Source organism: uncultured Thermosynechococcus sp., from assembly GCF_937958135.1.
GTDB lineage: Bacteria > Cyanobacteriota > Cyanobacteriia > Thermosynechococcales > Thermosynechococcaceae > Thermosynechococcus.
Map to the genome: position 1 here is coordinate 16,624 of NZ_CALGOG010000045.1, position 12,548 is coordinate 29,171.

The window sequence follows — 12,548 nt, forward strand, 5'->3', positions numbered from 1 at the left end:
ATTCAGGACGCTGCTCAACGATATACATCCTAGCTGCAAAGCATAGCTAGGTAATTGCTGAGTACATCGCACATGAACGGTTTGGCCGGCCCTATTTCTCAGGCAGTTATTCCCAGTACCAGTACAGGGATGTCAATATCCGCAACGCCACGATGCTCTAAACTCCAAACACTTGGGAAGACTCCTTCCATTCTTCAGGAATTTGGGAGACTTTCTCCTTTCCTGTAGGCTGATAGATCGGTTTGCCTAGGGGACGATAACGGAGAGTACCATCGTAATATGCCTGAATGCGTTGACGGGCTATCTCCACATAGGTTATTGCTCTTTCGCAACCCATTGCCCGCCGATCATGCATGAGCGCAGCAATCAATGCAGAACCAACCCCCATATAGGGATCGAAGACCCAATCCTCTCTATTGGTCAGTGCCAGAATACAACGTTCAACCAGCTCAATGGGAAACTGGCAAGGGTGGATCGTTTTCTCTGGATGGTTAGACTTGACGTTAGGAATCTCCCAGACCAGCTCTTCCCAGTCTTGGACTAAGATTTCCCATACATCAGAGGGATTTTTTCCCAGCGGGTTTCCCGATGGCTTTCCCTTATTGGGACCTTTGAAATGACGTTTGCCAGGGTATTTGGCTGGAACTCGAACTGCGTCAAGGTTGAAGATGTAATTATCGGATTTCGTGAACCATAAAATAGTCTCGTAACGCCCTGAAAAGCGCCTAGAGGCATGTAATCCATGCCCAAATTTCCAAACAATGCGATTACGCAATTTCATGCCCAGCTCTTTGAAGATCGGATAGTAGAGAATATCAAGGGGGTAAACTTCTCCATCTTCAATAAAATTACCGACTTGCCAGCAAATACTGCCATCCTCTCTCAAGATACGGTGAAGTTGAGCAATCAATTGAGATTGAATTTTTAGATATTGGTCAACTGAAAGCCGATTCTCATAGTCTTTTCCTAGGTTATAGGGGGGCGAAGTTACAACTAGGGTAACCGAATTATCGGGAATCTGTTGCACAAAATCATTAACATCACCACAAAAAATAGTAATACGAGCATCCGGTTTGAAATTTGTTTCGATGGGTGCGATAGATTTGACATTAGATAACAATGGAATTTGATTCAAATTCTACTCCTGCCCTCTATTAGGCCTAGGGATTGATCTCACCTTTGATTTCGCTATGCCCATTATGCCCAAAGGCGATTCCCTTGTTTGCCACGGCAAATCGGTTTAGAATTAAATAAATCATAGTCGTTTCGAGTTTATTTTAGCTATGACACCGCCACGGATTGAAAATGTTGTCATTATTGGGTCTGGCCCGGCGGGCTACACCGCAGCTATCTATGCCGCTCGCGCTAACCTCAAGCCCTTTATGTTTGAAGGCTATCAAATTGGGGGGGTGCCGGGGGGACAACTCATGACCACCACCGAAGTGGAAAACTTTCCCGGCTTTCCTGAAGGCATTCAAGGGCCAGAACTGATGGCACGAATGAAGGCGCAAGCACAGCGCTGGGGCACGGAAATGGTCACCGAAGATGTGATTCAAGTGGATTTCAGTCAACGCCCGTTTCTTGTTCGCTCAGCGGAGCGGCAGGTGTATGCCCACAGCGTGATTATCTGTACTGGGGCAACGGCCAAACGGCTCCATCTTCCCGGCGAGGAGCAGTATTGGACAAAGGGGGTGTCCGCCTGTGCCATTTGTGATGGGGCAATGCCCATTTTCAAAGATGTTGAACTAGCGGTGATTGGCGGTGGTGATACTGCGGCGGAGGAAGCAATCTATCTCACCAAATACGGCTCCCACGTTCATCTCCTTGTTCGCGGTGACAAGATGCGGGCCAGTAAGGCAATGCAGGATCGCGTGTTTGCCAATCCCAAAATTACAGTACACTGGCAAACCGAAGCACGGGAAATCCTGGGCGATGGCAACTTAATGACAGGTCTGCGGATTATCAATAAAGCCACAGAGGAAGAATCCATCCTGCCGGTGCGCGGTCTATTTTACGCCATTGGTCACACACCCAATACCCAACTTTTCAAGGATTTTCTGGAATTGGATAGCGTCGGCTATATTGTCACCCACCACGGGACACAAACGAATGTGGAAGGGGTCTTTGCGGCAGGGGATGTTCAAGATCACGAATATCGGCAGGCGGTCACCGCCGCGGGCAGTGGCTGTATGGCGGCACTAGAGGCCGAGCGTTGGCTTTCGGCGCAGGGTCTAATTCAGGAGTTTCGCCAAGCAGTAACCGAGACCAACCCCCCAGAAACAGCGAAACCCACTGCATCCTCCGAGCAGGCGTTTGATCCCCATGCCATTAAGCATCGGGGTAGCTATGCGTTGCGCAAACTCTTCCACGAGAGCGATCGCCTGCTGTTGGTGAAATATGTCTCCCCCACCTGTGCCCCCTGCCATACCCTCAAGCCCATTTTGGATCGGTTGGTGGAGGAGTTTGACGGCAAGGTGCAATTGATTGAAATTGACATCACTGAAGATAGCGCGATCGCCGAGCAAGCGGGAGTTACCAGTACACCTACAGTTCAGCTCTTCAAAAATAAAGAACTCCTAGAGGAGATTGTCGGGATGAAACCCAAAAGCCACTACCGCGAAACCCTCCAACGCTATCTTGCCTAGGCTCGAGCCACTGAGGGGCATGCTCAGTGAGATCGGACTGCTCACCCTAGCGGGTCTGGCGGCAGGTGTGGTCAATGCCCTTGCCGGTGGGGGAACCCTGCTGAGTTTTCCGGCCTTGGTGGCGATCGGCCTGCCGCCGCTGGTTGCCAATCTCACCAGCACGGTTGCCTTAGTTCCCGGTTACTTGGGAGCTACGGTGGCACAGCGCGAGGAGCTGCGGGGTCAACCATGGCGCCTAGGTTGGCTCTTTGTCAGCGCTGTGGTAGGGGGGATGACAGGGGCAATGTTGCTGCTGCACACCAAGGAGGCGGTGTTTAATGCCTTGATTCCCTACTTGCTTTTGCTAGCTGCTGTCCTCTTGGGAGTTCAAGAACAGGTGCGAGCTTGGCTAGGCCGGCGGGTGAATGCCCCTGCGATTTCTGAGGCGGGGGCGATTCCTCTTGTCTTTCTGGCGGCGGTCTATGGCGGCTACTTTGGGGCAGGTGTGAGTGTGATTCTGCTGGCAGTGTTGGGAATTGCCTTCGGCGACAATTTGACCCGCCTCAATGGCTTGAAGCAAGTTTTGGCCTTTGGTACCAATGCTGCCGCCGCTGCCTTTTTTGTCCTGTCGGGGGAGGTGGTGTGGCCTGTTGCTGTGGGGATGGCGATCGCCACCATTGTTGGCGGTTTTTTGGGGGGGCAATTTGCCCGCGCGGTTAACCCCGTGCTCTTACGCCGCATTGTGGTTCTTTTGGCGGTCGTACTGGCAATCGTTTACTGGTTGCAACAGCGATAAATACCCCGCCGCAGATTGTGAATTCCACAGAGTTGGCTAACAAAGCCCGTGACGAGGATTGAACTCGTGGCCTCACCCTTACCAAGGGTGTGCTCTACCACTGAGCTACACGGGCGAGAATTCCCAGAGCTTTATCATAGCCCATTAAGGGGAGAATTGTACCACTGAGCTGCAAGTTTTTCTTAAAAGTTTCGCCGAGAGAAAATTAAGGTGGCGATCGCCAGGAGCGCCACTGTATAAATTACCCCATAAAAGGCATTGACCCCCAGTTCCAGGGGGGAGGGCAGGATCCCATAGACCGCCGTATTCTTAAAGTCTAGGCGAGATAAATCAGGAAAGATCAGATAGAGCAGCTGCAAGAGTTGGCGCACTCCCTCACTCTCGATTTTTTGACCCAGACGAACTAAATTTTGGCTAAAGTGCCCCATAAAGTAGAGGGCGACTGTTAACAGCGTTGCAATCAGGGAACTGGTAAAACTCCCAAAGAGCAGCGCTGCCGCCGTGAGCAGCGATAGCTGAAGCACAATATAGAAGGAGGTAACGATCAGAGGCCCCGCGGGATAGGCAAACTGATTTAGGCTCATCAAAATAAACAGAATCAGCGTCATCAGTGCCACCAGCACCAGCAGAACCGCCGAGAGACCTAAATGCTTGCCAATAATAAATTCTGCGCGGCTGATGGGCTTGGCCAACATCACTAGGATGGTGCGTTTTTCCACTTCTTTATTGAGGAGACCACCCCCCACAAAGGCGGCAATCATTAGGCCAAAGAGAGAAATTCCCCCCATTCCCACATCGAGGCTGATTTTGTCTTGGGTTCCCGCTGATACCTGCCCCAAAATGAGAATTGCTACGGCAAAGCTGAGGGCAAAGAGCGCCGTGACATAGAGAACCCGTTCCCGCAGGATTTCATTAAAGACATTGCGGCTAATTGTCCAGAGGCGACTCAGCGTTAAGGGCAACATCTCCTGTCCTTCTTGAATTCTTGAATTTACTTTTCTCTCAAAGAATACCCAATTTTGTTGTTGCCCTAGCCTCTTGCTTAGACATTCCTGGTCAGACTTTAGACGGTAGTGGTCAAGCTTTCCCCCAATTCTAGGGCTTCTGGCGCCCACAGGAGGCCCTTAAGCAGCGGTCAAGGACACCGGCGATCCGTATTGCCAAGAAACTCCTAGAGAACCAGAAGGGGAGTAAAATACCTTGGATACTTTTAAGAAATCACCAAGCAATCGCCAAGAACTCGCGATGCTCGTCTTTAGGTCAGCCACTGCCATCCCACTTCCAGAGGACAGTTCTCTCCTCCTTTTTCCCCAGAACTTCAAAGCCAGTGTGTCACAATAGGCGGTGGGGACGCAGTTAGGGAAGTTCAACATTGATCTTTTTGGAGAGGGTGCACCGTGTCCATAAGTTCAAGGGTTGATTCCCACACCGCTGAGTTGGCCATCCTGCGGGTGAGTGGCTTGCGCTGTGCCGGCTGTGTGCGATCGCTAGAAAATCAGTTGAAAGAACAGCCAGGCGTAGATGCTGCGGCAGTGAATCTAGTGACGGGAACCGCCGTTGTCACCTATTCCCCCACCCAGACAACCCCCCTTGCCATTGTTGAGAGCCTAAACAAAGGGCGGTTTCAAGCTACCCTTGCCGAAGCCAATGCCCCCTTAGAACTGCCTGCTTCTCCGGAGGAAGCCTCTTTGCCAAGGCTGGGGATTGCCCTTGTGCTCCTCATTCTCTCCAGTGCCGCCCATGGGATTGATCTGCTGCCGGGTCACTGGCCCATGTTAGAAGCCATGATCTGGCATTGGGGGTTGGCCACCGTTGCCCTTCTCCTGCCGGGGTGGGAGATTCTGCGGGAAGGGATAATAGGCCTGATCCAACGTTGCCCCAATATGAATACGCTGGTGGCGCTGGGGGCTTTGGGGGCTTACCTCACCAGTACGGTGGCGTGGCTGTGGCCGGCCTTGGGCTGGGAGTGTTTCTTTGATGAGCCGGTGATGATCCTTGGCTTGATTTTGCTGGGACGCAGTCTTGAGCAGCGGGTTCGTCAACAGGCACAAAAGGACTTGCGATCGCTCCTTGCCCTTCAACCCCCACGGGCACTGTGGCAGCCCAGTTTAGAAAGCACAGACCGCTGGCCCATTCCCGTGCAACAAATTCAGGTGGGAGACTGGCTGTGGGTGGCGGCCGGGGAACCCTTTCCCGCCGATGGCACGATTGTAACGGGAGAAACTTGGGTGGATGAATCCCTTCTTACGGGGGAATCCCTGCCCGTCGCCAAAGGGGTGGGGGACTCTGTCCTTGCAGGCAGTCGCAATGTGGGAGCGGCAGTTACCCTCAGGGTAGAACGCTGTGGCCGTGCCTCATTTTTAGGCCAGATTTTAGACTTGGTGGTGCAGGCGCAAAACCGCAAAGCACCCGTGCAGCAGATGGTGGATGTGGTGGCCGGCTATTTTTGCTATGGGGTGCTGGGGCTGGCAGGAGTAACGCTTGTCTTTTGGGGGGCGATCGCCCCCCATCTCTTTCCGGCACTGACCTATAATACGCCCCTGTTGTCCCTCAAGCTCTCCTTAAGTGTTTTGGTGATTGCCTGCCCCTGTGCCCTTGGCCTTGCCACCCCCATTGCCCTACTGGTGGGCACCAGTCGCGCTGCTGCCAAAGGTTTAATTATTCGCGGTGGCGATGTTCTCGAGCGCGTTCAACAGGTGGACACAATTATTTTTGATAAGACAGGCACGCTGACAACGGGCGAACTGGCAGTGGCCGAGATGAACCTGTACGGCCATGACTCCCCAGAGGAGGTGCTGTATCTACTGGCCAGCCTAGAGCACAAGAGTCACCATCCCCTTGCTGTGGCAATTCAAAAGGCATGGGCGGCCACGGGGCAAAACCGAGAACTCGCAACGGTGACAGAGAGTGAAACCGCCCTAGGACTGGGGATCAGCGGTTACATTGAGGGGCAGTACTATCGGGCTGGGCGCCTCGATTGGCTACGCACCCAGGGCGTGGATTGTCCTTCCCTAGAGCTAGAAACCCATGTCGCCCTAGCCTGCGATCGCCGGCTGATGGCGGTAGTGACTTTTCGCGATCGCCTCCGTCCAGAGGCAGTGAGCACCGTCCAAGCTCTGAAAGCCCAGGGCTACGAGATTCACGTACTCACGGGAGACACCGCCAGGGCGACGCAGCAACTCCTAGGCCCTCTTGGCCTACCGCCAACGCACCTCCACACCGACCTGCAGCCGCACCAAAAGCTCGCCCTCATTGAAGGGTGGCAGACCCAGGGCAAAGCCGTGGCCATGGTGGGGGATGGCATGAACGATGCCCCTGCCCTAACGGCCGCCCAAGTGGGAATTAGCCTAGGCACCGGTACCGAGGTGGCCATGGAAGCAGCGGATATTATCCTTACTCGCAATCACCTAGAGGATGTGCTCACCGTGTTGGCCCTCAGCCGTGCCACCTTCCGCAAAATTCAGCAAAATCTTCTCTGGGCCGTCGCCTATAACATCGTTGGTTTACCCCTTGCCGCCGGTGTGGGGTTACCCCTATGGGGACTCAGTCTCACGCCCGGCATTGCTGCAGCTTGTATGGCCACCAGTTCAATTGCCGTTGTCCTCAACTCCCTCAGTCTCCGTCGAGCAAACTAACTCACGAATCTGCTGGGCGTTGGCGGGGGTGAGTCGTTTTTTATGGGGCAGGACAACAACTGCCGGCCCGCGTTTGCATTCTCCCATACAGCCAGTCGCTTTCAGGACAATGGGGAGCCTTTGGGCTGCTAGTTCTTGCCACAATTCCTTGGCGCCCCGGCGACAGCAGGAAGATTTTTGACAAATGAGTACCCTACAGAGCCGAGCACTCTTTGCTACTGAGGCTGGGGCTGTTGCTAAAAACTCTAAATGGCTGGCTTTATACTGCTTGACCCAGCCATCGTACTTATCGCTGATCGTTCCCTCTAGGCGCAAGCGATCGCCCACCTTGGGAGGTTGTGCCAACTCACGCCGCAGCGACTTTTCCAACTTAATCCAGACTCTACCCGTTGCTGTTTTCAGAATCACAACCTTAGGTAGTCCCTTTTTATAGAAGACCTCTTCGACGGTACCCTCAAGGCTAAATACTGGCAACTCCTTAGCGCCCCGACCCATAAACGTAGCACCTTGTTAGCAATATTTCTCAATAGATTAAGGATAGCAGACAAGGGTGGAGCCGGGGGGTCTAAAGCGTGGTCGGCGCCCGCTGCGGCAATAATCCAATAATCAGGTCAACCGGAGAGAATCCGCTCCCACTCGGCCAATAGATTGTCAATACTCAAGTCCGGCGGGCTAGTGGAGGTGCCATCAGGAGGGCTGCCCACCTCCTCGACACTATTGGGAAAGAGTTCTTCGAGAGTAGGCTGAGTAGCAGAGGGTTCCCCTGAATTGAGATCGGCCACTAAGTAAATTTGGCGAATGTCTGGCGGCAGATACTCCACGATGCGCGCTAACCCCTCTTCTAGTTGTCGGTTGAGTTCCTCAAGGCTGTAGGTTTCCCCTTGCACTTCTAAGTAGGCGCGTACACGTTCAAGACTCCAATGGAATGTCTGCGTCGTCACCAGCACCAAGCGACTCAGGGGACTGAGGTAGGCAAGGCTGGCTTCCAGGTAGCACCAAAGGGGGGGTGGAGCAGCTTGAAGAACATAGGTAATCTGTTCGATGCCGGGGAGTTCCTCTTGGATCAGGGTGGCGGTGCGATTGACAATCCAATTGCGTAGGGAGTGAGCTTCCTCATCACCCACTTTCACCCCCTCAGGGGTAAACTCCACCAGGTCAAGGCTGAAAAATAACCCATGCCACACCTTGGCAAAAAGATAGTCCACCTGCACCGGCGATCGCCCGTGGTGCTGTAGCACACTGTAAACAAGAGGGCCGTAGCGACAGTAGAGGGCAACAAAGTAGCAGCCACGATCGCGCTCCTTTTGAAAGTGTTGCACCAACTCCTCATCGGACCAAGTGAGTAACGGCTGAATCAGGGGATGTTGCCGCTCCGGGATCCTAGGAAAGGAGAGAACCTTGACCATACTCCCTGCCACTGAATTAGACACACTGTCCTACGCCTTCGTCAATTGGCCTATGCAGAATTCATCCTCAGTTCAGCCTTGGGTGCGATCGCGAAACAAAGGCAGGTAGTCGCGGCTCTCTGTCCCCAGCCAGCGGTCCCAAAAGGTGAAATAGAGGCCATAGTTACAGCGAAACTGGCTGTGGTGCAAACTGTGGTGCGTTGCGCCAATTAGCCACTGCCCCAGCCAATGCTCAGCAAAGCCACGGGGATAAATCTCTAAGTTCAAATGGTTAATCACACTGGAGACCGTCATGAGGCTCAATTGAATGACAATCGCATAGGGATGCAGCGGCACAAGTACAATAATCAGTGGCAGAAAAATTGCCTGTAGGAAGGCCTCCCAGGGGTGAAACGAAAAGGCAGTCCAAGGGGAAGGGACAATGCTGTGGTGATGCACGCGATGGATACGACGGTAAATTTTGGGGTGGTGCATCCAGCGATGGAGCCAGTAATAGTAGGTTTCGTGGAGCAGCAGCACAAGACCAATGCTCAAGGGAAAGTAGAGATAGTCCCAGAGGGAATTCAACTCCAGATAAACCGCCGTCCAGCCCCGCTGCCACATCACTGCGGCGATCGCCCCTGCGAAGGCAAAAATAGCCGCTGTCAGCAACGACCAGCCAAACTCCTGCCAAAACTGTCCCCGCTGGTAGGGGCGCAAATTGACCCGCCGCTTCTTGAGAGGCGTCCAGCGTGCCACTGCATATAGGAGCGAAAAAAAGCCCGCCACCAACACAAGGCGGCTAACCACCATTAAAAACATGACCCCAACCATAATGGTAAAGAGGCGGGGGTCACTGAGGTTGTAGGGAATCATGCGAGAAAGTGCTAAGTGCGCCTTCTAAACCCAGCCCAACCAGTGGAGCAAGCCCTCCCCTGTCCAATATTCCCACAGCAAAAGAATTACCAAGCCAACCATTGCAGCACGACCGTTGATCCGCTCCGCAAACGTATTAAAGCCGTACTTGGGGGTTTCCAGTTTTGGGGTGCGGCTTGGCTCTGTGGGCGTAGCCATAGATTACTCCTGTTCCTCTTCGTTCTCTTCTTCGGCTTCAGGGAAGTAGAAGCCGCGGGCACGTTCCGTCAAAATAGACTTGCCAATCGAGAGGGCGCGTTGAGCTTGGAGGGCAGCTTGGCGCTTCCAGACCGCACGGCGCATACTGCGCTTAGACTTCGAGGTTTTCTTCTTGGGGCAGGCCATGGTAATCCCTAGGACTAACTTTCGCAACCTATCAGTGTATCCCAAACTCTCCTCTAGGGCAACTGCTGATTTCCTCTGGGGACGGCAATGTTCCTCTTTTTGCACAAAAACTATCACAGAGGGACACCACCCTTGTAATATCAGTTAAGGGAATACTGAACCACCCCATTAGGGGATGTCCACTTCTACGAGCAAAGGGAATCGTCAGCTATGAGCAGGAAGCCAGACCGTGTGGTTCTCATCGGCGTTGCTGGAGACTCCGGCTGTGGTAAATCAACGTTTTTGCGCCGACTGGCCGATCTGTTTGGCGAAGAATTTATGACTGTGATTTGTTTGGATGACTATCACAGTCTGGATCGCAAGCAGCGGAAAGAAATGGGGATTACGGCTCTTGATCCCCGCGCCAACAACTTTGATTTGATGTATGAGCAGATCAAGGCTCTTAAAAATGGCGAATCAATCATGAAACCCATCTATAACCACGAAACGGGGACAATTGATCCGCCAGAGAAAGTTGATCCCAACCATCTGATTGTGATTGAAGGGCTGCATCCCCTCTATGACGAGCGGGTGCGATCGCTCATTGACTTCAGTGTGTATCTCGACATCAGTGATGATGTAAAAATTGCTTGGAAAATCAAGCGAGACATGGCCGAGCGGGGTCATAGTTACGAAGATGTGATTGCCTCTATCAATGCCCGCCGCCCCGACTTCATCGCCTATGTCGATCCCCAAAAGCAGTACGCCGACATTGTGCTGCAAATTCTGCCGACCCAGTTGGTCAAAGAGGAGAAGGTCGGCAACATCCTACGGGTACGAATGCTGCAGCGGGAAGGCGTCCCCGGCTTTGAGCCGGTCTATCTCTTTGATGAAGGCTCGACAATTACTTGGATTCCCTGCGGTCGTAAGCTCACCTGCTCATACCCAGGCATTCGCCTCAGCTACGGACCTGATGAATACTATGGCCATCCTGTTTCGGTGTTAGAAGTGGACGGTCGCTTTGAAAAACTCGATGAACTGATCTATATCGAGAGTCACCTCAGCAACACCTCCACCAAGCACTATGGCGAAGTGACAGAACTGTTGCTGAAGCACCGTGATTATCCGGGTTCTGATAATGGTTCGGGGCTGTTCCAAGTGCTGACAGGGCTGAAAATGCGCGCCATCTATGAGCGCTTGACCTCGCGGGATGCGGCCACGGTCACCAACCGCTAGTTTGGCTTGCCACATTGAGGGCACTGATGCAACTGCACCGGCGATCGCTATGGTCATTGTTTTTGGTCTTCATCCTCTGCTGGTTGGTTCTAACCTGTGGCCAGCCTGCCTTTGCTGCCGATAGCGATGACCTGATCTTTGTCCCCCGCCAAGCCCAGAGTGTCCTCAAGCTCAATCAACGTCCCGGTAGCGATCTCCTGCGTTTTTTTTGGGAGCGTTTTTGGACATCGCAACTTGCTCATTGGGGCTGGTCGTGGTCTGAAATAAACGCCTGGGTGGGAGAGGGAGTGACTGTTGCTCAGTTGCCCTGCCCTGAGGTCTGCCAAACTCCCCGACAGTTGTGGATTCTGCCCCTGAAGCGTCCCGAAGCAGCAACGGCTTTTTTGGAAACCTACTGGCAGGCACATCCCTTTGAGGCGCAAGTCTATCAAAACCTTCCCCTCCAAGTGGGCAAGGACTTAGTAACAGCACGGCTAGGCGATCGCCTGCTCCTCGCTTCGGATGTGGAGACCATGATCGCGAGCTTAGGGTCGGCTGTGACCGAAGATGGCAATCTGGCGGGTTTGGCCTTTTATCAACAGGCTCGCCCTCAACTAGAGGCTCAATCTACGGCTCTCTACTACGCCAACCTGCAATCCCTAAGTCTTGAGAATCGGGACTTGGCACCCACCTATGATCGCCTGCTGGTTGCCATGAAGGCACAAAACAAGGAGCTGCATTTGCAAGCACTTTTGCACCGCACCGGTGACCCGACACTGATCTCTGCTCCCCTTGACCTTGAGTTCCTCCGTTCCCCAGAGTCTATGCCTGCGGTGGTGATTGCGGGTTCCCACTTGCCAGAGGGCTATAGCCAACTCACCGAGGCTTTGGCGGATTACCGCTTTGGCAAAACTCCCCAAGGGGATGATATTGCGAGCCGGCTGCTGCGGGATTTAACAGCAGATATACCAGTGGATTTGACGACACAAATCTTCCCTTTGGCTAGGGATCGCTTTAGTCTTACCCTTTGGCACCAAGCTGATGAGCAGTGGCAATGGGCGTGGCAGACGCGCAATACCCCAGAAACGCCAACCCTGCTGCGGCAACTGGAGGATCTTGCCCGTGCCAATGGCTATGAGGTCAACCGCTTGGTGTTGAATCAAGAAGCCGTAACCGCTTGGGTGAAATTAGTGCTTGCCCCCCAGACAAGTGAAGGCGTGGTGTCCGACGTGGCAGCGGCCTATAAGCAACAGGGCGATCGCCTACTCCTTGCCTCCTCTCTCTCGGTCTTGTCCCCTGGCCGGAATAAAAATAAAAAGGGGGCTTGGCTACCGCAAAGTCTCCTGAGACAGCAGCAAGGGGTTCATGGGCTGGTCTATGCCCATTGGCCACAGCTATTTGCCCCCCTGAGCCAACGCTGGCCTTTACTACAGTACCTCAATGGCGTCAGTGGGGGCGGGTTGGAACGTCTGCAAAGTATTACCTTAGTGAACTATGGGGTTCGCGATCGCCTGCAACACCTGGAACTGATTCTGAGTAGCAAAAAAGACTAGAAATACATTACAAACATTAACGAATCCTTAACAACGCTGTTATCAATTGTTGTATTTTGCTGCATCAGGATTCGGTAAAGTAGGGAGTATTATGCTTGCAG

12 protein-coding genes and 1 tRNA gene are annotated in these 12,548 nt (G+C 53.2%); 5 read left to right on the forward strand and 8 right to left on the reverse strand.

The window, feature by feature from the left end; genetic code table 11:
- Positions 1–157: 157 nt before the first annotated feature.
- The gene (locus Q0711_RS05675; protein ID WP_298617660.1) at positions 158–1,135 is read right to left on the reverse strand and encodes a site-specific DNA-methyltransferase; all 978 of its coding nucleotides are present in this window, start codon (positions 1,133–1,135) and stop codon (positions 158–160) included.
- 148 nt (positions 1,136–1,283) lie between these two features.
- Here Q0711_RS05675 and trxB point away from each other — a divergent pair, with 148 nt between their 5' ends.
- Both trxB and Q0711_RS05685 read left to right on the forward strand, forming a co-directional pair.
- Positions 1,284–2,645 carry a thioredoxin-disulfide reductase gene (gene trxB / locus Q0711_RS05680; RefSeq protein WP_298617656.1) on the forward strand — a complete coding sequence of 454 codons (1,362 nt, stop codon included), beginning with the start codon at positions 1,284–1,286 and terminating at the stop codon, positions 2,643–2,645.
- Positions 2,646–2,664: 19 nt separating this feature from the next.
- Complete coding sequence (locus Q0711_RS05685; RefSeq protein ID WP_299041923.1) at positions 2,665–3,420, forward strand: sulfite exporter TauE/SafE family protein; 756 nt, start codon at positions 2,665–2,667, stop codon at positions 3,418–3,420.
- Positions 3,421–3,463: 43 nt separating this feature from the next.
- Here the strand turns inward: Q0711_RS05685 and Q0711_RS05690 are convergent.
- Together Q0711_RS05690 and Q0711_RS05695 are read right to left on the reverse strand one after the other, a co-directional pair.
- Positions 3,464–3,535: transfer RNA gene (locus Q0711_RS05690), tRNA-Thr, on the reverse strand.
- 67 nt (positions 3,536–3,602) lie between these two features.
- Positions 3,603–4,385: an ABC transporter permease subunit gene (locus tag Q0711_RS05695; protein WP_298617652.1), complete on the reverse strand. Its 783-nt coding sequence runs from the start codon at positions 4,383–4,385 to the stop codon at positions 3,603–3,605.
- 432 nt (positions 4,386–4,817) lie between these two features.
- Between Q0711_RS05695 and Q0711_RS05700 the strand changes: the two genes are divergently transcribed.
- The gene (locus Q0711_RS05700; protein ID WP_298617649.1) at positions 4,818–7,055 is read left to right on the forward strand and encodes a heavy metal translocating P-type ATPase; all 2,238 of its coding nucleotides are present in this window, start codon (positions 4,818–4,820) and stop codon (positions 7,053–7,055) included.
- Here the strand turns inward: Q0711_RS05700 and Q0711_RS05705 are convergent.
- The 5 genes from Q0711_RS05705 to Q0711_RS05725 form a co-directional block, all read right to left on the reverse strand.
- Positions 7,008–7,550, reverse strand: coding sequence for a hypothetical protein (locus Q0711_RS05705; RefSeq protein ID WP_298617646.1), 543 nt, complete (start codon positions 7,548–7,550; stop codon positions 7,008–7,010). The genes Q0711_RS05700 and Q0711_RS05705 overlap by 48 nt on opposite strands.
- Before the next feature lie 116 nt (positions 7,551–7,666).
- Positions 7,667–8,461 (reverse strand): hypothetical protein, encoded by a 795-nt coding sequence (locus tag Q0711_RS05710; protein WP_298617643.1) that lies wholly within the window; start codon positions 8,459–8,461, stop codon positions 7,667–7,669.
- A 72-nt stretch (positions 8,462–8,533) separates the two neighbouring features.
- Entirely contained in the window at positions 8,534–9,316 is a 783-nt protein-coding gene (locus tag Q0711_RS05715) for a sterol desaturase family protein (protein ID WP_298617641.1), read from the reverse strand.
- 24 nt (positions 9,317–9,340) lie between these two features.
- Complete coding sequence (locus tag Q0711_RS05720; RefSeq protein WP_298615529.1) at positions 9,341–9,514, reverse strand: hypothetical protein; 174 nt, start codon at positions 9,512–9,514, stop codon at positions 9,341–9,343.
- Positions 9,515–9,517: 3 nt separating this feature from the next.
- The gene (locus Q0711_RS05725; RefSeq protein ID WP_298615527.1) at positions 9,518–9,700 is read right to left on the reverse strand and encodes a 50S ribosomal protein L32; all 183 of its coding nucleotides are present in this window, start codon (positions 9,698–9,700) and stop codon (positions 9,518–9,520) included.
- Positions 9,701–9,910: 210 nt separating this feature from the next.
- Here Q0711_RS05725 and Q0711_RS05730 point away from each other — a divergent pair, with 210 nt between their 5' ends.
- Both Q0711_RS05730 and Q0711_RS05735 read left to right on the forward strand, forming a co-directional pair.
- Complete coding sequence (locus tag Q0711_RS05730; RefSeq protein ID WP_298615525.1) at positions 9,911–10,915, forward strand: phosphoribulokinase; 1,005 nt, start codon at positions 9,911–9,913, stop codon at positions 10,913–10,915.
- A gap of 26 nt (positions 10,916–10,941) precedes the next feature.
- Positions 10,942–12,447, forward strand: a complete 1,506-nt coding sequence (locus Q0711_RS05735) for a DUF3352 domain-containing protein (RefSeq protein ID WP_299041926.1) — start codon at positions 10,942–10,944, stop codon at positions 12,445–12,447.
- The last annotated feature ends 101 nt before the right edge of the window (positions 12,448–12,548 follow it).